The sequence below is a fragment of the Luteibacter sp. genome (assembly GCF_035539195.1).
In the GTDB taxonomy this organism is placed as follows: domain Bacteria; phylum Pseudomonadota; class Gammaproteobacteria; order Xanthomonadales; family Rhodanobacteraceae; genus Luteibacter.
This window is the reverse complement of sequence record NZ_DATLIW010000030.1, coordinates 23,703-40,550: the sequence shown is the minus strand read 5'-3', so window position 1 is coordinate 40,550 and position 16,848 is coordinate 23,703. Positions and strand designations below refer to the sequence as shown.

Genomic DNA, 16,848 nt, shown 5'->3' with positions numbered 1-16,848 from the left:
ATCGTTTGATGCGGATCTACATGCAAACCATGCCCGAAGCGGCGGCGGAAGCGCCCCGTTTCGTCCAGATCACGCTGGAACAGGATCTTCTCGGCGGCTGGACCCTGTACCGCGAGAGCGGCATCCAGGGCGGCAAGACGACACTCAAGCGCGAGGTGTACCTCGAGCGCGACGCCGCGACCGCCGCCTTCGAGAAGGCGCGCGACGCACAGATAAAGAAAGGGTTCAAAGTGATGTTCAGCCAGGGTCAGGAGTCCGCGCATGGCCGCTGACGTCCTTCGCAACGACCGCTTTCTCCGCGCATTGCGTCGCGAACCGACCGACACCACGCCGATCTGGGTGATGCGCCAGGCCGGCCGCTATCTGCCGGAGTACCGCGCCACGCGCGCGAAAGCGGGCAGTTTCATGGGCCTGGCGACCAACCCGGAATACGCCTGCGAGGTCACCTTGCAGCCGCTTGCGCGGTTCGAGCTGGACGCGGCCATCCTGTTTTCCGACATCCTGACCATCCCCGACGCGATGGGTCTGGGGCTGTCGTTCGCCCAGGGCGAAGGCCCGCGTTTCGAACGTCCGCTGCGCGATGCCGCATCGATCGAAAAGCTCGTCGTCCCCGACATGGACGGCGAACTGCGCTATGTCATGGATGCCGTGCGCCTGATCCGCAAGGAACTCGACGGCCGCGTCCCGCTGATCGGCTTCTCCGGTAGCCCGTGGACGCTGGCCTGTTACATGGTCGAAGGCGAGGGCTCGAAGGATTTCGCCAGGGTCAAGGCCCTGGCCTGGAACGAGCCCGCCCTCGCCCACCGTCTGCTCGACACCATCGCTCGCTCGGTCGCCGCTTACCTGATCGCCCAGGCCCATGCCGGCGCGCAGGCGCTGATGATTTTCGACACCTGGGGCGGCCTGCTCGGCCCGGCGCCGTTCAAGGCATTCTCGCTGCGCTACATGACCCAGGTGGTGGACGCACTGAAGGCCGATCCGATCAGTCGCGACCTGCCGGTGATCCTGTTCTCCAAGGGCGCCAGCGGCCAGCTCGAGGCGCTCGCCGATACCGGTTGCACCGGCCTGGGCGTGGACTGGACGATCGATATCGGCGAAGCACGCCGACGCGTCGGCGAGCGCGTCGCGTTGCAGGGCAACCTCGATCCCGCCGTGCTACGTGCGTCGCCGGAGATCGTGGCGCGTGAGGCGCGCGCCGTGCTGGACGCCTTCGGCAACCACCCGGGGCACGTGTTCAACCTCGGACACGGCATCACCCCGGAAGTCGATCCGGAAAACGTGAAGGTGCTGGTCGATACCGTGCACGAGCACGGTCGGGTCATTCGGGGCGGCCGAGGCGACTAATTGTGGCAGCCGGCTAATAATGGTGGGAGCCGGCTAATTGAGGGAGCCGGCTAATAATTGTGGGAGCCGCTTCAGCGGCGAATAAGGAAACACGCGGCGTAGCCGCGCTCGTCGCCGCTGAAGCGGCTCCCACATAGAGCCTCGGGCCTTGGGGCCTAGAGGCCTTTGGGGCCTTGGGGCTCGGGGGCCTGGAGGCCTGCGAAACCTCTAGAACCGATTCGGCCCTGCGATGTGGCACTTACCCAGCTCGGCACGGGCGGCCATCGCTTGTCCCTGGTCGTTTGCCTGCATGCGCATCTCATAGATGGTCTGCCAGTTGCGCGCGCAGAGGCTGCCCGACTTCGGGCCCATCTCGAAGGACTGCCTGGCCAGCTTCTCGGCCGTCGGGAAATCCTGCATGCGGACGGCCACTTCGGCGCGGTCCTGGATGAGTTCCGGCGCCTCGGGCGCCAGCTTCAGGGCCTGAACGAGCTTGGCGTCCGCATCGGGGTAGCGGCCGGCCTGTTCGTCCGCCTGGGCGGCTTTCTCCAGACCCTGCACGCCGGGATCGCGTAGCGGGGCGACTTCGATCGCCGACTTCTCGCGCTCACCCGCGGCGCGGATCTGGGCGACGATGTCGTAAGCGGGCTTGCTGGGACGGGTCGCCTGCGGCGGAGCGGGCTGGCTGCAGGCGGCGACGAGCGTAACGGCGGCGATGGCACAGAAGCGAAGGCGATGCATGGGTCAATCCGTAGGATTACTGGGAACGGGCGGCGCCGGCTGGGCGTCACCGCCGCCGAACATACCCTTGAATTGCTGCCAGAAACAGCCCTCCTCGGCATCAGGCACGTAACCGGACACGAAGGGGAACTGCCGGGCGCCCTGGCAGGACGGGTCCGTACGCTTGCCCGTCTGCGGGTTCACCCAGGCCATTTCGAGGCCATCGCCCAGTGCTGTGGGCAGCGGCCTGGTCGGCAGCTTGCGGAACAGTTCCTGCCACACGCGCATGCTGCCGGTGGCGCCGTAGAGCCCGGTGGGCTTGTTGTCGTCGCGACCCATCCAGATCACGGCGAGGTGCTCGCCCGTGAAGCCGGCAAACCAGCTGTCGCGCTGGCTGTCGCTGGTGCCGGTCTTGCCGGCGGCATGCAGCGAGCCCAGTGCCGAGTTGCCGATGGCTGCCGCGGTGCCGCTGTTGACCACCTGCTGCATGGCCCAGGTGGTCAGGCGCGTGGCGCTCTGGTACTCGCCTTCACCGCCCTTCACCTCGTAGCGCTTGATCGCCTGCCCCTTGTTGTCCATCACGCCGCTCACGGCGATCAACGGCAGGGCATGGCCATCGGCGGCGATGTACTCGTAAAGCTGGGCCACCTGGAACGGTGACAGATCGATCGCGCCGAGCAGCAACGACGGGCTCGGGTTGACGTCTTCGAGACCGAAGGATTCGAGGAAACCCTTGATCCGCGGTACGCCGACCTGCATGCCGAGGTGCACCGTGGCGAGATTCCAGGAATGCACCAGGGCATCGAGCATCGGCACCTGGCCGTGGATCTCGCGATCGTCGTTCTGCGGTGTCCAGGGCTTGCCGTCGGGTTGGGTCATGTTGATCGGCGTGTCGTCGACGATCGTGGCGAGCGACCACTTCGACGGCTGCGCCCAGGCCACCAGGTAAACCAGGGGCTTGACCAGCGAACCGATCGAACGGCGCGCGTCGAGCGCACGATTGAAACCCTGGTCACCCGGATCGCGCGAGCCGACCACCGCCAGCACGCTGCCGGTGGCGGTATCGGTGACCACCGCGGCGGCCTGCGCCGCGGCGCCGCGCTTGCCCAGCGATTTCGCCGTGGTCAGGATGGCCTGCTCGGTGTACAGCTGGGCGGCGGGATCGAGTGTCGTGAAGATGCTCAGGCTGCCGTCGCGCAACGCGGCTTCGTCGAAGTCGGCGGTGATCTGCGAACGTACCAGCTGCATGAAGGCCGGGAAGCGGTTGTGCGGAAGTTGCGCGTTCTCGGCGATGCCGAGCGGCGTCGCCTGCGCGGCCTTCAGCTGTGCATCGTCGAGCAGACCGGTGTCGTGGAACTGCTGCAGCACCAGATTGCGTCGGGACAGCGCGCGATCGGGGTAACGGCGGGGGTCGTAGTAGCTCGGCCCCTTCACCAGACCGACGAGCATGGCGATCTCCTGCGGACGCAGGTCCTCCAGCCGACGGCCGAAGAAGAACTCGCCGCCGGCGGCGAAGCCGTGCACGGCCTGGCTGCCCTGCTGGCCGAGGAAGACCTCGTTGACGTACGCCTCGAGGATGCGGCCCTTCGAATAGTGCGCCTCCATCAAGACCGAAAGGATGGCCTCGTTCACCTTGCGCAACATGTTCTGGCTGCGGTCGAGGAACAGGTTGCGCACCAGCTGCTGGGTCAGGGTCGAGCCACCCTGCACGGCATGACCGGCACGGAGGTTGGCCAGCGACGCGCGCGCGATCGCGGAGAAGTCGATGCCGATGTGATGATTGAAGTCGCGATCCTCCACCGCCTGCAGACCCTGCACGAGCAACGGCGGCACGTTCTCGAGGCGCACGATGCGACGCTCTTCCTGCTGCGCGCCGTAGAGCGTGGCGATACGCGCGGGGTCGAGGTGGATGCTCTTGATCGGCTTGTCGTTCGTGTCGTCGACGATCTGGCCGACCTGGCCATTGGCCAGGCTTACCCGGATGCGATGGGGCAACTCGCCGCCGTCCGGACCGGAGTAGCCACGCGAGGCGATGACGAAACGCGAGCCGTTCTTCGCATAACTGCCCTGCACCTTGCCGGCGCCGTCGGTGGTATAGCCGGCGAAGGTGAGTTCGAGTTCGAGCGCGGCGGGTGTCATGGCGCGCCCCGGTTCAAGCGGTAGCGGTCGCGCATACACGCGCGTCGGCACCGCGAACACCAGATCGTTGAAGCGATCCTGCAGGCGGGCGTTGAGGATGAGCGTGTAGGGCAGCAGGAAGCCGAACACCAGGCCCATCACCAGCCAGAACGGAATGCGCAACCAGGGCCAGCTGGCGCGCAGGAGGGAGCCAAGACGATTCAGGAAAGCCAACGCGGGGAGGTCCTGGGGAAAGAGACGTAGCCGGATGATAGGGGCACAGCCCCGGCGCCCATCTGAACGAACGCTGGCGAAGCGGTGACTCGCGGGGTCAGGACGCCGTCCGCCAGGTCTCGGGCTGCGGCGCGAAAGCGCGGGGATGAACGTCGAGCGCGGCCTCCAGGAGCCGATTGTCGGCGATCAGGTCGCTATCGAGCCGGCGCACAGGGCCCCGCATCCCCGGCGAGACCAGGACGGCCGCGTTCAGGATAAAACGCGGAATCGGCACGGGAAGGGTCGCCGAACCCGCGGTGCGGCGTGCCCGACGGAACATCTCGGCCGCGCTCAGGCGCTCGCCACCGCCGATGGCGAAGGTCTGGTTGCGGCCCGCCGGTCGCTGCAGGGCGGCTACGATGGCCGCCGCGATGTCGTCGGCGTGGACGGGCTGACGCTGACCTCGACCCGCCGGTAGCGGAAAGACGTGCCGGCGCAGGGCGCCCTGCACGACCGGGGTGAGGCTCTTGTCGAGTCCGGCCCCGTAGATCAGCGTTGGACGGAAGATCGTCCACGGCATGCCGCGGGAGGCGCACGTCGTGCTGAGCTGGGTCTCCGCCTCGCGCAGGATGCGCGAGAGGTCGCGCTCTTCGGGATCGGTGGAGTCTCGCTTGGTCTCGGCGCTCATCGACGAGGTCGCCACGATATGTGGCGTCCCCGAGACGCGCGTTTGCGAAAGCCATCGCGAAAGCCCGTTCAACGGACCCAGGCAAACGATCGCCTTCAGCGGCGGCAATGCGGGCATCTCGTCAGGAAGCCGGCCGGCGAGCCAGTCCGGGTGCAGCGCCCCGGGATGCCGACCAAGGGGCAGAACGTCCTCACCGGCGGCGACCAGGCGAGGCAGGAGAAAGTGTCCGATCTGGCTCGACGCGCCGATGACGAGAATCTGCATGCCGTCGCTCATCGCCCCGTAGCGATACGCTCATAAGCGCCCTGCAGGCGCGGGTCGTCGGGAGCGTAGTGACGGGCTCGGTCGAGGGCCTGGAACGCGCCCTGACGGTCGCCCTGCGACGAACGCTGGAGGGCATTGTCGATCCACGCGCTACCGAGGCGATGGCGCATCTCGCCCTGTGAGGCATCGCCTGGGGCGAGGTCGGAAAGCGTGCCGTAGAGGTCCTCGGCGCGTTTGACGTTGCCATTGGCCACGGCCTGCTGCATCAGCTTCTCGACCTGGCCCGGCAGGCCCTGCAAGCCGGCACGGGCGGCGGGATCGTTACCGTCGATGGCGAGTGCATTCCGATACAGGTCGTAGGCGCTGTCGCCCGGAGGATCCATGATGTCGCCGCGTGCCACGGCGGCCTGCGCTCGACCGACCAGCGCGGCGACCTTCGCCTTCTGCTCCGGGCTGACCGCCAGGGACGCCTCGGCGGTATCGCCACCGCCTGCCGTGGCGACGCCATCGGACGTGGCGGCACGCTTGCCGCCCCGGGCTTCGCCACCGCCGATACGCGCACGCGCGGCGGCAAGTTCGGCGGATTTCGGGGCGAGCTTCGCAGCCTGGTCGAGCAACCGTGAGGCCTGCGCATCGTCTTCGCTGTCCAGGGCGGCATTGGCCTGCACGATCAGCGCCTGCGCCACCTGCCCGAGTCCGGCCCGGGCGTCGGCGTTATCCGGATCTTTCGCGAGCACGGCACGAAAACGCGCCAGCGCGTTGTCGTCGCCATCGCCGGTGAAACGGCCGGCGCGCATCGCGTCGTTGCCCTGCTGGATGAGGGTGGTGACGGCCTGGTCATCCTGCTTGCGGTTTTCCGCCAGCGAAGCGCGCAGGGACGGCAGGTCCCCATACCCCGGGACGAGAATGGCAATGCGGTCGACCAAGGTGTTCGCCTTCGCCCTGTCGTTATCGGCGATGGCCTGGCGCGCCTGCGCGGCCAGCGCGTCGCCGACCTTGTCCAGACCGCGGGCGGCTACCGCGTTGGATTTGTCCGCGTCGAGCACACGGCGGTAGAGCGCGCCGGCACCGTCGTCGCCGTCGAGCTTGCCGGCAGCGAATGCCTGCTGTGCCTGGTCGATAAGCGACTCGGTATGGCCCTGCGGATTGCGTGCCTGCGACAGGCGTGTGCTCAATTGCTCGACGTCGTTGCCGCCACCCAGCAGCTCACGCGCCACGTTGAGCGCGGCTTCGGCTTCGTCGAGCCGGCCGGCGGAAAGTGCCTGGTCGGCGCGGGCGACCTCTGCCTGCCCCACGCGGCGAAGACCATCCCGGGCCTGGTCGCTGTCGGGTTGCTGGTCGCGCGCCTTCTCGAACAGTTCGCGCGCGCTGTCGCCCTGCGTGCCATCGAGCTTGCCGGCATCGAGTGCCTGGTTGGCCTGGGTGAGGACATCGTTGAGTTCGGTGCTGGGAACGAGGTTGCGCAGGCGGTCCTGCTGCAGCCACAGGCCGGTGGCGGCGCCGATCAGCACCAGCACCAGGACGGGAATGAGCCAGCCGCGCTTGCGCGGACGCCGCGGTGGTGGCGTGGGACCGCCGGCGCGTCGCCGCGGCTCGTCGACCACGAAATGTGGCAAGCCGTCGTCGACCGGCGGTGCCGGCTTATCCAGATCGTCGAGCCGACCGAGGGTCGGTTCGGTTCGTCCGCGTGGTTCGTAGTCGTTCGAGTCTCGGCGTCCGCTCATGGGTCAGGCATCTTCCCTAGGAGCGCAGCAGCTTAACATCGGGGCGTGAACGGCCGTTGTAGACCGTCACGCCCGTCCATTCAGAGTTCGACGCGAATCCGGCTCGCCGCACGCTTGGCTTTGTCGAGTGCTTCCTCGACCGTGGCGCCGCGAGCGAGGGTCACCGCCATGCGACGGCGTCCGCGCACCTCCGGCTTACCGAAGATGCGCAGCATCGTCCCGGTCTCGGCCAGCGCCTCGGCAATGCCGTGGTAGGTCGGCGCCGTGCCCTCGCCCTCGACGAGCACGGCGCACGAGGCGGCCGGGGCGAAGAGGTGGATCTCCGGCACGGGCAGGCCGAGGATGGCCCGCGCATGCAGCGCGAATTCGGAAAGATCCTGCGAAATCAGGGTGACCAGGCCGGTGTCGTGAGGACGCGGGCTCACCTCGGAGAAGATCACCTCGTCGCCACGCACGAAGAACTCCACGCCGAACACGCCCCAACCGCCGAGTGCCGCGGTGATCGCGTCGGCCTGCCGTTCTGCCGACGCGCGCGCCGCGTCGCTCATGGGTTGCGGCTGCCACGATTCGCGGTAGTCGCCCTCTTCCTGGCGATGACCGATCGGCGCGCAGAACGACACGCCATCGCGATGGCGCACGGTGAGCAGGGTGATCTCGTAGTCGAAGTCGATGAAGCCCTCGACGATGACCCGGCCGCGACCGGCACGGCCGCCGGACTGTGCGTATTCCCACGCCGCGTCCGCATCGGCGGGCTGACGCACCACACTCTGGCCCTTGCCGGAAGAGCTCATGACCGGCTTGACCACGCAGGGCGTGCCGAGGGCGGCCACAGCGGCGAGGAAGTCCTCACGGGTATCGCAGAAGCGGTAAGGCGACGTCGGCAGGCCGAGCGTTTCCGCGGCAAGGCGGCGGATACCTTCCCGATCCATGGTGAGCCAGGCAGCCCTCGCGGTGGGGACGACCTTGAGGCCCTCCTTTTCCATCTCGATGAGGGTCTGCGTGTGAATCGCCTCGATCTCGGGGACGACCAGGTGCGGCTGTTCCTCTTCGATGAGCTTGCGCAGGGCGGCGCCGTCGAGCATGTCGATGACGTGGCTGCGATGCGCCACCTGCATGGCCGGTGCGTTCGGGTAGCGGTCGACCGCGATCACTTCCACGGCGAAGCGCTGGAGTTCGATGGCGACCTCTTTGCCGAGCTCGCCGGACCCCAGCAGAAGCACCTTGAGGGCGTTGTGGGAGTGCGGGGTGCCGAAGCTCTTCATAGGGGTGGGTCCGGAGGGGGCGAAGCTCCCATTCTACCGGGCCAGCCCCCGACGAAAGGGGTACTTGACTCCAGCCACCAAAGTGCTGTTATTCACTTGTCCCCAACAATCCGGAAGTACGCTCATGAGACGTCGTCTTGCCGCCGTCGCCGTACTGCTGTGCCTGACCGCCAATTCGGCCCTGGCGGACCAGCGCTGGATGACCGTTCTCCTCGACGGTCGCAAGGTGGGCAACCTGGAGATCGACCGCGATCAGGCCGGCGACAAGGTGACGACCACCCAGGTCCTCAACTTCCGCCTCACCCGCGTGCATACGCCCATCCTGCTCGAGACCCGGATCAAGACGGTGGAATCGCCGTTGGGGGCACCCCTGGCGTTCTACGCCAGCACCAACATGTCCTCGCAGCAGAACCTCGTCGAGGGCGAGGTGCGTGACGACGGCGCATTCCAGGTGGCCAACACCGTGGGCGGCCAGTCGAAGGTGAACCTCCTGATCTGGCCGACCGGCGCGTCGCTCGCCGAGGGACAACGCCTGGCCATGGTCGCCCACGGTTTCAAGCCGGGCACGACCTACCAGATCCGGAATTTCGACACCGTCAAACAGCAGGTCGCCAACGTCGAAGTCGTCGTGATCGGCGACGAGGTGGTCGACATGCCCGACGATCGCCGCGAGACGGTGCACCATCTCAAGGAGTCGTTGGTCGGCGCATCAGGCGACCACAGCGTGGACATCTGGGTCGACGACCAGGGCTATATCCGTCGTGGCATTTCGCCGTTGCTCGGTTTCCGCCTGGAGATGGCCGCCTGCAGCGAGGCCTGCGCCAAGGCGCCCGACCAGGACGTCGACCTGCTTCGCGCGGCCATGATCCAGTCGCCCCGCCCCATGGTGATGGGGCTGCGTGCGGCGCCGGTACGCTACACCGTGACGGTTCGCGGCAATTTTCCGCAGCCCTTCGTCGAAACCGACGAGCAGCACGTGGTGTCCCTGGGCGATGGCGTCTATATCATCGATGTCGGCTTCGGTCACATGACGAGCGACGAGGCGGCGCCCTCCCCCGAGGACACGGCAGCGAATGCGTGGGTGCAATCGGACTCGCCGCAGATCCGTGCCTTCGCCAGGCAGATCGCCGGCGACGCGAGCAGCGACCTCCAACGCATGCGCCGGCTTCGCTCCTATATCTCCGACTACATTTCGCGGAAGGGGCTCGACGTCGGCTACGCGTCCGCGCTGGAGACCATGGAAAGCCGTAACGGCGACTGCACCGAACACGCCGTGCTTCTCACGGCACTGGCTCGGTCGATGGGCATCCCGGCCCGCGTGGTCACCGGTGTCGTCTATGTCGAGCGCATGGGCGGCATGTCGCGCGTGTTCGTGCCCCATGCCTGGACCCAGGCCTTCATCAATGGTCGCTGGATCAGCTTCGACTCGGCGCAGCGACGTTTCGACTCGACCCACATCGCGCTCGGCGTAGGCAACGGCGACCCATGGCGTTTCTTCGCGGCGATGAGCACCCTGGGCCACATCACCATCGATCGGGCGGTCGCCGCATCCAACCTGATGGATCTGCCAATGCCTTCAGGCATTACCGCCAATGTCGGCGGCGGCAAGGGGTCGAACTGATGGGAGCCGTCGCTCCCATCGCCGAGGAATCGGCGAAACCTACGCAGCGGGAGCCTCACGCTGTCGCAACGCGAATCCCACCGCGATCCACCCCGCGATAAACGCCACGCCGCCCACCGGCGTCACCAGCCCGACCGGCCGTGGCGCGCCCAGCGCCAGCCCGTACAGGCTGCCCGAGAACATCGCGATCCCCAGCGCGAACAGCAGGATCGCCGCGGACCGAGCCCGGCACGACGGCAGTCCGATCACGGCGCCGAACAGCGCCAGCGCGTGCCAGAAATGGTATTCCACCCCGGTATGCCATATCTCCAGGCCGTGGTCGTCGATCACCCCGCGCAGGGCGTGCGCGCCGAAAGCACCCAAGGCGACCGCCGAAGCGCCGGCAATGCCGACGAGAAGGGCCTGTGCGCCACTGACATGTTGTCGCATGCGGATCGTTCCTGATGGGGGAAGTGCCTGACGGCCGGCACGGGTGGCGTATCCTTCGCGGGATATGTCGCGGAGTGTCGCATGAAGCCGTCGTTCTCCCGCCGGGCCGTCTGGGCCTTGCTGATCCTGATCGCCCTCGTCAGCGCGGGCGGCTGCCAACGCGAGCCGCAGCCGGCATGGCGGCTGACCGACGTGTCGGGCCATCTGCCCGACCTCGACTTCCACCTCACCGACGACAACGGCAAGGCGGTGACCGGCGCCGATTTCAAGGGCAAGGTCACCCTGATGTATTTCGGCTACACGCATTGCCCCGATGTGTGCCCGCTGACCCTGACCCAGTTGCACGTGGTGCTGGATCGCCTCGGACCACCGGCCGATAACGTGCGCATCCTGTTCGTCAGTGTCGATCCCAAGCGCGATACGCCGGAGATCATGCATGCCTACGTCAACGCATTCGATAAACGCGCGGTCGGCCTGGTCGGCTCCGATGCCGACGTAGAAGCGTTGGCCAAACGCTATCGCTCCGCGTTCACCCGCGAGCCGGACCGTGGCGACGGCGCGTACGACGTCAGCCACAGCTCGGCCATCTATTTCTTCGACGCCGAAGGCAAGGCACGCCTGCTGGCGACGCCGTCGGCCTCGCAGGACGACATGGTGCACGACCTGCACCTCCTCACTTCACTGGGAGCCCCACCGTGATGTTTCGATCGCTCGTTGCCGCCATGCTGCTTGTCGCCGGCGCGGCGCACGCCGCCGACGTTCCCACCGTCAAGGCCAGCGAAGGCTGGCTTCGTATCCTGCCGGGCAACCTGCCCGCAGGCGGCTACGTGAGCTTCGAAAACCTGTCCGACCACGCGGTCTCGATTGTCGGTGCCGCATCGCCGGACTATGCCGAGGCCATGATTCATCGCAGCAGCACCGACGGTGGCATGGGCCGCATGGAAATGATCGACAGCGTACCGCTGCCGCCGAAGGGCACACTGGCGTTCGCGCCGGGCGGCTACCACGTCATGCTGATGGGCGCGAAGCACCCGGTGAAGCCGGGCGACACGCTCGTCGTCACCTTCGCGCTGTCCGATGGGGAAAAGCTGCCGGTGACCTTGCTCGCCCGTCCGGCGAATGCGACCGGTCCCACCGACTGAATCCGGCTGATCCGCGGGGGCCGGCTATTTGGTCACGAACTCGACCGGCGCATCGTGTGCACCGATGTCTTCGCGATAGAGCTCGTTGACCTCGGCCGAGTCCGGACCGTCGTGCAGCCAGACCTCGAGCCGGTCGATCGCCGCTGCCTCGCCATAGACGACCACCTCGACGCTGCCATCCAGCAGGTTGCGAGCGTGGCCGGTGAGCCTCAGTGCTTTCGCCTGCTCCCGTGCCGAGGCACGGAAGAACACGCCCTGCACCTTCCCCCTGACGACGAAGCGAGCGGCTTTCATCTCATTTCCCCTTGCCGATGGCCTCGCCGAGGCTCTGCTCGGTCACCGGCCCGACGAAACGCTTGGCCACCGTGCCATCCGGCGCGATGAGGTAAGTCGTCGGCAGGCCCTTCGGCGGCTCGAAGGCCTTCGGCGGATCCATGACATCGACCTGGGCGATCGGGTACACGACGGGATGCTTCGCCAAGAAAGCGCGGATATCCTTCGCGTCGGTGTCCTCGAAGGCGAGGCCGATCGCCGCGACGTTCTTGTGGTTCTTCACGAAGGCCGAGATATCCGGCATTTCCTTGATGCACGGTACGCACCAGGTTGCCCAGTAGTTCACCACCACCCATTTGCCGTGTTGCTCGGCGAGGTTGAACGGCTTGCCGTCCAGCGTGGCGATCTTCAGTTCCGGGGTCGCGGCCGGTGCCGCGATGACGGGCCCTGCGAGGGCCAGGGCAACGACGGCAGCGGTGAGAAAGCGGGCGATCATGCGGGTGTATCCTCGATGGAAGCGCTAACGACAGCGGGGGGAAAGAGCCGGTCGAGCCGCGCACCCAGCGTCGCATCCAGCGCGGCGGCAAGGTGGTCGAGCAGCACCAGCAATTCGGTGGGGAGATAGATGCCCAGGCGCTCCACCTGCTCGCGTGGATGCAAGGGCAGGCGGTACGACGTGCAACGGTAGACACGAAGCAGTTCCGTGCAGTCGAGGCTACGCGTGAGTAGCCAGCCGCCGGCCTCGCCCCGCTGGATCATGTCCGAACGTTGCAGGTCGTCGAAATAGCAGGTGATCGCGCTGGACGGCAGGTAGGGCGCGCGTACGCGCACGGTGGCCGGGTCCACGCTGTCGCCGGCGCGTTGCGCCTCGACGAAATGTTGCAGCACCACCAGCAGGCCGATGAACTCCGCTCCTTCGGGGAGGGCCTCCTGCGGCAGGGTGTATTCGAATGCCGAGATCGACGCGGCGATCGAGGCACCGAGGATCACGATGATCCAGGACAGGTAGATCCACAACAGGAAGATCGGGATCGCCGCCAGCGCGCCGTAGATTTCCTCGTAGGTTGGCGCGTTGCGGATGAACAACGTGAAGCCCCAACGCGCGATCTCGAACAGGATGGCGCCAAGCAGCGCGCCGATGCCGGCATGACGCCAGTCGACACGACGATTCGGCACCATGGTGTACATCAACACGAGGGTGACGAAGGTGATCGCGAACGGCAGGACATTGAGCAAGCGGCTCTGCGTCGCGATCTGGTCGGCCGCCGCATGGAGCATGGGAAAGGCGGTGATGTAAGAAGTGAGCACGAGACTGCCGACGACCAGGATAGGACCCAGCGTGAGTGCCGCCCAATAGAGCAAAAGACGCGAGGTCCATCCGCGCGGCTTGCGCACGCGCCAGATACGATTCATCCGGTCTTCGATGCTTATCATCATCGAGACCGCGCTGAAGAGCATGACCAGGATGGAGATGCCGGTCAGCTGGCTGGCCTTGTCGGCGAAAGCCAGCATGTACTCCTGGATCTTGATGCCCGTGGCGGGTACGAAGTTCTGGAAAGCGTAGTTCGCCAGGCTGCCGCGCCATTCGGCGAACACCGGAAAGGCCGACAGAATGGCGAACACGGCGACGGTCAACGGCACGAGCGAGACGAGCGTGGTGTACGACAGCGCGCCGGCCGTCTCGAAGCACTTATCGTCGACGAAACGCAGCCACGTGAAGCGGGTGAAACTCAGGGCGCGATCGCGGTCGAAGCGAAGCGGCGGCATGTCTGTCCTTCATCCTGTCCCGAAACATTGGGAACATGTGGCAGTTCTGCGAGACTAGCGCCTTCGCACAGGCGGCCATCCATGTCCCACGACGTCCTCGTACTCTACTACAGCCGTAGCGGCCACACGGCCCAGCTCGCCCGCCTCATCGCCCGCGGCATCGAGGAAGTCCCCGGCATGCGGGCACGCCTGCGCCAGGTGCCACCGGTCGCCCCGGTGACCGAGATCGCCATGCCGCCCGAACCGGACGAAGGCGCGCCCTATGTATCCCGAGCCGATCTGGTCGAGTGCGTGGGCATGGCCATGGGCAGCCCCACGCGCTTCGGCAACATGGCCGCGCCGCTGAAATACTTCCTCGACACCACCGGGGCAGAGTGGGCATCCGGTGCGCTGGCCGGCAAACCGGCCGCATTGTTCACCTCGACCAGCACCATGCACGGCGGGCAGGAAGCCACCTTGTTGTCGATGGCGTTACCCCTGCTCCACCACGGCATGCTGCTCGTCGGCATTCCCTATACCGAGCCGGCATTGACCAGCACCACCAGCGGAGGCACCCCGTACGGGGCCAGCCATGTCGCCGGCGGGCGCGGCGACAACGTCATCAGCGAGCACGAACGCGAGCTCGCGCGGGCGCTCGGCCGGCGCCTGGCCGACGTCGCCCGACGACTGGCGACGCCCGCGTGAGCGTGATCCTGACCGGCACGCAGAAAATCGGCTTATGCGCGTGGGCCGGCTTGCTGGTGCTCCAGGTGCTCTGGTACTCGCTCTACCCACCGGTGTCGATTCCGACCTGGGTTGCCCTCGTGCTCACCGTTCCGCCGCTGCTTCTGCCGCTGCTCTCGCTGCCGAGGGTCACCCGCGCCCTGCTCTGGGTCGGCGTGCTGGCGCTGTTCTATTTCTGCCACGGCGTCACCGAGACATGGAGCGGCGGCCCGGATCGATGGCTTGGCGTGATCGAGCTGGTGCTCACTCTGTCGCTGATCGGCACACTGGGCGTGGGCGTGCGTCGCCCGCGTTGACCCCTCAAAGTCATCGGCGCAGGCTAGGCCCGCTTACCGACGGAGAGGATGCCACGATGGGTTTTCTGCAGGACGCGCCCCGACTGGCGCATCCCTTTCGCGACGATCGCGTACTGAACGCCTGGCTCGGCCGCGTGTTGCCGGCCGAGCGCCTGGATGCGATGCGAGGCGACCTGGACGCCTTGGGCGACTATGCCTTGATGGCCTGGGATCGACGCGGCCGCACACCGCGCAGCGAACCCGTCCTTACCTCATGGGACGCCTGGGGTGCCCGGGTGGATCGGATCGCGCTGACGCCTGCGTGGGAGGAGGGCCCCGGCATCACCACTCGCCACGCCGTGCTCGCTTCCGGCCATGCCGCCTCGCCATGGGCGCGCGTCGAAGCGTTCGCCCGCGTTTATCTCTATCACATCGCCAGCGAGTTCTATTGCTGTCCGCTGGCCATGACGGACGGCGCGGCCACGGCCATCCGCGCCTCCGGCAATGCCGCCCTGATCGCACGCGCGCTGCCGCACTTTCTCAGCCGCGACGCTTCCACGTTCTGGCTCTCCGGGCAATGGATGACGGAAACCCCCGGTGGCTCGGATGTCAGCCGCACCGAGACGGTCGCGCGGCAGGATCCCGACGGACAATGGCGGCTGTATGGTCGCAAGTGGTTCAGCTCGGCCGTGGTCGGCGAAGCGGCCCTGGCCCTGGCGCGACCGGAAGGCGCAGGCCCGGGGACCTCGGCCCTCGCCTTGTTCTACGTCGAGACGAAGGACGAACACGGGGCCTGGCGCGGTATCACGATCGACCGCCTGAAGAAGAAACTCGGCACGCACGAGCTGCCTACCGCCGAGATTCACCTGGATGGCCTACCGGCGACACCGGTCGGACCGCTGGACCATGGCGTGCGACAGATTGCGCCGATGCTCAACGTCACACGCACCTGGAACGCCGTTTGCGCCGTGGCAAGCATGGCGCGTGCGATCGCCCTTGCACGCGACTACGCCACGCGCCGCAGCGCCTTCGGGGCGCGCCTGATCGATCAACCCCTGCACGCGCGAACGCTTGCCGACATGCAGGCCGAGTTCGAAGCCGCGTTCTCGCTCACCTTCTTCGTCGCCGAATTGCTGGGCCGCACCGAGCACGGCGAGGGTGCGGCTCATGAAGCCGCCCTGCTCCGCCTGCTCACGCCACTGGCCAAGCTGTGGACGGCCAAGGTATCGATACGTGTCGTCTCCGAAGCGCTGGAGTGCTTCGGCGGTGCCGGCTATATCGAGGACACCGGTCTGCCGCAGCTACTGCGCGACGCCCAGGTCTACGCCATCTGGGAGGGCACGACCAATGTCCTCTCGCTGGACATGCTGCGCGCCATCGGAGCGACCGGGCTCGCGCCGTTGCGGCGGGCCATCGACGACCTCATCGGCCCGGATGCACCCGAGCGCACCGCCATCGACACCGCGCTGGACGCCACCGAAGCCCTGCTCGGCGACCTTGTCTCGGACCGCGCGGCCCTCGAGGCATCCGCGCGCGGTGTCGCCTATACGCTGGCCCGCACAACGGCCGCCGCGTTGCTGGTGCGCTCGGCGACCTGGGCGAACGCAGCGACCGACCCGCGTCCCGCCGCTGCCAGCCGGCGCTTCATCGCACGCGGGCTCGATCGGCTGGCACTCCCTGAGAACGACGAGGACGTGCTCCTCGCCACCGACACGGCGCCGCGCCCCCGAGGCAGCAAGGCCGCCGCCGAAGCGATGGGCACCCCGGTCACGAGGTAGAATGAGCGCCCCGCTTTATCCGGCTTCCCAGGTCAGACATGCAGCAGCTCACCATCGTTACCACCGGCGGCACCATCGACAAGGTCTACTTCGACGACAAATCGGATTACCAGATCGGTAGCCCGCAGATCGCCGATATCCTTCAGCAGCTGGGCGTCGCGTTTCGTTTCGATGTGATCCCGATCCTGCGCAAGGACAGCCTGCATGTGACGGACGAGGACCGGGCGCTGATGCGCAGCACGATCGAAGCGCAGCCGCACCGCCACGTACTGGTGACGCACGGCACCGACACCATGGTCGAGACGGCGCGCGTGCTGGCGGGTATCCCCGGCAAGGTCATCGTCCTTACCGGCGCATTGAACCCGGCGCGCTTCCAGGGTTCCGATGCGGTGTTCAATATCGGTTGCGCCGTGGGCGCGGTGCAGTCGCTGGACGATGGCGTCTACATTGCCATGAACGGCCGCGTGTGGGATCCGGCCACGGTCCGCAAGAACCGTGACGCGAACCGCTTCGAAGCGATCTGATCCA

Annotated in this window: 18 protein-coding genes; 9 read left to right on the top strand and 9 right to left on the bottom strand. The window is 67.0% G+C overall.

Annotation, left to right across the window (positions count from 1 at the left end; genetic code table 11):
• The first annotated feature begins 8 nt into the window (after nucleotides 1-8).
• The gene (locus VM621_RS09915; RefSeq protein ID WP_325468805.1) at nucleotides 9-272 is read left to right on the top strand and encodes a WGR domain-containing protein; all 264 of its coding nucleotides are present in this window, start codon (nucleotides 9-11) and stop codon (nucleotides 270-272) included.
• Nucleotides 262-1,344 (top strand): uroporphyrinogen decarboxylase, encoded by a 1,083-nt coding sequence (gene hemE, locus VM621_RS09910; protein ID WP_325468804.1) that lies wholly within the window; start codon nucleotides 262-264, stop codon nucleotides 1,342-1,344. The genes VM621_RS09915 and hemE overlap by 11 nt, the downstream gene beginning before the upstream one ends.
• A gap of 207 nt (nucleotides 1,345-1,551) precedes the next feature.
• On the opposite strand, the gene VM621_RS09905 is transcribed toward hemE, so the two are convergent.
• The 5 genes from VM621_RS09905 to purT all read right to left on the bottom strand — a co-directional run bounded on the left by VM621_RS09905 (nucleotide 1,552) and on the right by purT (nucleotide 8,312).
• Nucleotides 1,552-2,064 carry a tetratricopeptide repeat protein gene (locus tag VM621_RS09905; protein ID WP_325468803.1) on the bottom strand — a complete coding sequence of 171 codons (513 nt, stop codon included), beginning with the start codon at nucleotides 2,062-2,064 and terminating at the stop codon, nucleotides 1,552-1,554.
• A gap of 3 nt (nucleotides 2,065-2,067) precedes the next feature.
• Nucleotides 2,068-4,395 (bottom strand): penicillin-binding protein 1B, encoded by a 2,328-nt coding sequence (gene mrcB, locus VM621_RS09900; RefSeq protein ID WP_325468802.1) that lies wholly within the window; start codon nucleotides 4,393-4,395, stop codon nucleotides 2,068-2,070.
• Nucleotides 4,396-4,492: 97 nt separating this feature from the next.
• Entirely contained in the window at nucleotides 4,493-5,326 is an 834-nt protein-coding gene (locus tag VM621_RS09895) for an SDR family oxidoreductase (RefSeq protein WP_325468801.1), read from the bottom strand.
• An 8-nt stretch (nucleotides 5,327-5,334) separates the two neighbouring features.
• Nucleotides 5,335-7,050 (bottom strand): hypothetical protein, encoded by a 1,716-nt coding sequence (locus VM621_RS09890; protein WP_325468800.1) that lies wholly within the window; start codon nucleotides 7,048-7,050, stop codon nucleotides 5,335-5,337.
• A gap of 80 nt (nucleotides 7,051-7,130) precedes the next feature.
• Nucleotides 7,131-8,312, bottom strand: coding sequence for a formate-dependent phosphoribosylglycinamide formyltransferase (gene purT / locus VM621_RS09885; RefSeq protein ID WP_325468799.1), 1,182 nt, complete (start codon nucleotides 8,310-8,312; stop codon nucleotides 7,131-7,133).
• 124 nt (nucleotides 8,313-8,436) lie between these two features.
• On the opposite strand from purT, the gene VM621_RS09880 reads away from it, so the two are divergent.
• Nucleotides 8,437-9,933 carry a transglutaminase-like domain-containing protein gene (locus VM621_RS09880; protein ID WP_325468798.1) on the top strand — a complete coding sequence of 499 codons (1,497 nt, stop codon included), beginning with the start codon at nucleotides 8,437-8,439 and terminating at the stop codon, nucleotides 9,931-9,933.
• A gap of 39 nt (nucleotides 9,934-9,972) precedes the next feature.
• On the opposite strand, the gene VM621_RS09875 is transcribed toward VM621_RS09880, so the two are convergent.
• Nucleotides 9,973-10,362 (bottom strand): DUF423 domain-containing protein, encoded by a 390-nt coding sequence (locus VM621_RS09875; RefSeq protein WP_325468797.1) that lies wholly within the window; start codon nucleotides 10,360-10,362, stop codon nucleotides 9,973-9,975.
• 81 nt (nucleotides 10,363-10,443) lie between these two features.
• Between VM621_RS09875 and VM621_RS09870 the strand changes: the two genes are divergently transcribed.
• Together VM621_RS09870 and VM621_RS09865 are read left to right on the top strand one after the other, a co-directional pair.
• The gene (locus VM621_RS09870; protein ID WP_325468796.1) at nucleotides 10,444-11,061 is read left to right on the top strand and encodes an SCO family protein; all 618 of its coding nucleotides are present in this window, start codon (nucleotides 10,444-10,446) and stop codon (nucleotides 11,059-11,061) included.
• Nucleotides 11,061-11,504, top strand: a complete 444-nt coding sequence (locus VM621_RS09865; RefSeq protein ID WP_325468795.1) for a copper chaperone PCu(A)C — start codon at nucleotides 11,061-11,063, stop codon at nucleotides 11,502-11,504. Before VM621_RS09870 ends, VM621_RS09865 begins: the two co-directional genes overlap by 1 nt.
• Nucleotides 11,505-11,528: 24 nt before the next feature.
• On the opposite strand, the gene VM621_RS09860 is transcribed toward VM621_RS09865, so the two are convergent.
• From VM621_RS09860 to VM621_RS09850, 3 genes are read right to left on the bottom strand one after another with little or no spacing between them, the layout of a single operon-like run.
• Nucleotides 11,529-11,798 carry an acylphosphatase gene (locus VM621_RS09860; RefSeq protein WP_325468794.1) on the bottom strand — a complete coding sequence of 90 codons (270 nt, stop codon included), beginning with the start codon at nucleotides 11,796-11,798 and terminating at the stop codon, nucleotides 11,529-11,531.
• Nucleotide 11,799: 1 nt separating this feature from the next.
• Nucleotides 11,800-12,273 (bottom strand): TlpA disulfide reductase family protein, encoded by a 474-nt coding sequence (locus VM621_RS09855; protein ID WP_325468793.1) that lies wholly within the window; start codon nucleotides 12,271-12,273, stop codon nucleotides 11,800-11,802.
• Nucleotides 12,270-13,544 carry a YihY family inner membrane protein gene (locus VM621_RS09850; RefSeq protein WP_325468792.1) on the bottom strand — a complete coding sequence of 425 codons (1,275 nt, stop codon included), beginning with the start codon at nucleotides 13,542-13,544 and terminating at the stop codon, nucleotides 12,270-12,272. The genes VM621_RS09855 and VM621_RS09850 overlap by 4 nt, the downstream gene beginning before the upstream one ends.
• Nucleotides 13,545-13,625: 81 nt before the next feature.
• On the opposite strand from VM621_RS09850, the gene wrbA reads away from it, so the two are divergent.
• From wrbA to VM621_RS09830, 4 genes are read left to right on the top strand one after another with little or no spacing between them, the layout of a single operon-like run.
• On the top strand, nucleotides 13,626-14,228 hold the full coding sequence (gene wrbA / locus VM621_RS09845) for an NAD(P)H:quinone oxidoreductase (protein ID WP_325468791.1): 603 nt from the start codon (nucleotides 13,626-13,628) through the stop codon (nucleotides 14,226-14,228).
• Nucleotides 14,225-14,563, top strand: coding sequence for a DUF2069 domain-containing protein (locus VM621_RS09840; protein ID WP_325468790.1), 339 nt, complete (start codon nucleotides 14,225-14,227; stop codon nucleotides 14,561-14,563). Before wrbA ends, VM621_RS09840 begins: the two co-directional genes overlap by 4 nt.
• A gap of 56 nt (nucleotides 14,564-14,619) precedes the next feature.
• Entirely contained in the window at nucleotides 14,620-16,320 is a 1,701-nt protein-coding gene (locus VM621_RS09835) for an acyl-CoA dehydrogenase family protein (protein WP_325468789.1), read from the top strand.
• Between the two features lie 38 nt (nucleotides 16,321-16,358).
• On the top strand, nucleotides 16,359-16,844 hold the full coding sequence (locus VM621_RS09830; protein WP_325468788.1) for an asparaginase domain-containing protein: 486 nt from the start codon (nucleotides 16,359-16,361) through the stop codon (nucleotides 16,842-16,844).
• Nucleotides 16,845-16,848 lie beyond the last annotated feature (4 nt).

Coding starts and splice junctions, on each gene's coding strand:
- VM621_RS09835 (WP_325468789.1), top strand. CDS start 14,620: ATGGGTTTTCTGCAGGACGCGCCCCGACTGGCGCATCCCTTTCGCGAC.
- VM621_RS09905 (WP_325468803.1), bottom strand. CDS start 2,064: ATGCATCGCCTTCGCTTCTGTGCCATCGCCGCCGTTACGCTCGTCGCC.
- VM621_RS09895 (WP_325468801.1), bottom strand. CDS start 5,326: ATGCAGATTCTCGTCATCGGCGCGTCGAGCCAGATCGGACACTTTCTC.
- VM621_RS09870 (WP_325468796.1), top strand. CDS start 10,444: ATGAAGCCGTCGTTCTCCCGCCGGGCCGTCTGGGCCTTGCTGATCCTG.
- VM621_RS09860 (WP_325468794.1), bottom strand. CDS start 11,798: ATGAAAGCCGCTCGCTTCGTCGTCAGGGGGAAGGTGCAGGGCGTGTTC.
- VM621_RS09890 (WP_325468800.1), bottom strand. CDS start 7,050: ATGAGCGGACGCCGAGACTCGAACGACTACGAACCACGCGGACGAACC.
- hemE (WP_325468804.1), top strand. CDS start 262: ATGGCCGCTGACGTCCTTCGCAACGACCGCTTTCTCCGCGCATTGCGT.
- VM621_RS09855 (WP_325468793.1), bottom strand. CDS start 12,273: ATGATCGCCCGCTTTCTCACCGCTGCCGTCGTTGCCCTGGCCCTCGCA.
- VM621_RS09850 (WP_325468792.1), bottom strand. CDS start 13,544: ATGCCGCCGCTTCGCTTCGACCGCGATCGCGCCCTGAGTTTCACCCGC.
- VM621_RS09875 (WP_325468797.1), bottom strand. CDS start 10,362: ATGCGACAACATGTCAGTGGCGCACAGGCCCTTCTCGTCGGCATTGCC.
- VM621_RS09880 (WP_325468798.1), top strand. CDS start 8,437: ATGAGACGTCGTCTTGCCGCCGTCGCCGTACTGCTGTGCCTGACCGCC.
- VM621_RS09915 (WP_325468805.1), top strand. CDS start 9: ATGCGGATCTACATGCAAACCATGCCCGAAGCGGCGGCGGAAGCGCCC.
- wrbA (WP_325468791.1), top strand. CDS start 13,626: ATGTCCCACGACGTCCTCGTACTCTACTACAGCCGTAGCGGCCACACG.
- VM621_RS09830 (WP_325468788.1), top strand. CDS start 16,359: ATGCAGCAGCTCACCATCGTTACCACCGGCGGCACCATCGACAAGGTC.
- VM621_RS09865 (WP_325468795.1), top strand. CDS start 11,061: ATGTTTCGATCGCTCGTTGCCGCCATGCTGCTTGTCGCCGGCGCGGCG.
- purT (WP_325468799.1), bottom strand. CDS start 8,312: ATGAAGAGCTTCGGCACCCCGCACTCCCACAACGCCCTCAAGGTGCTT.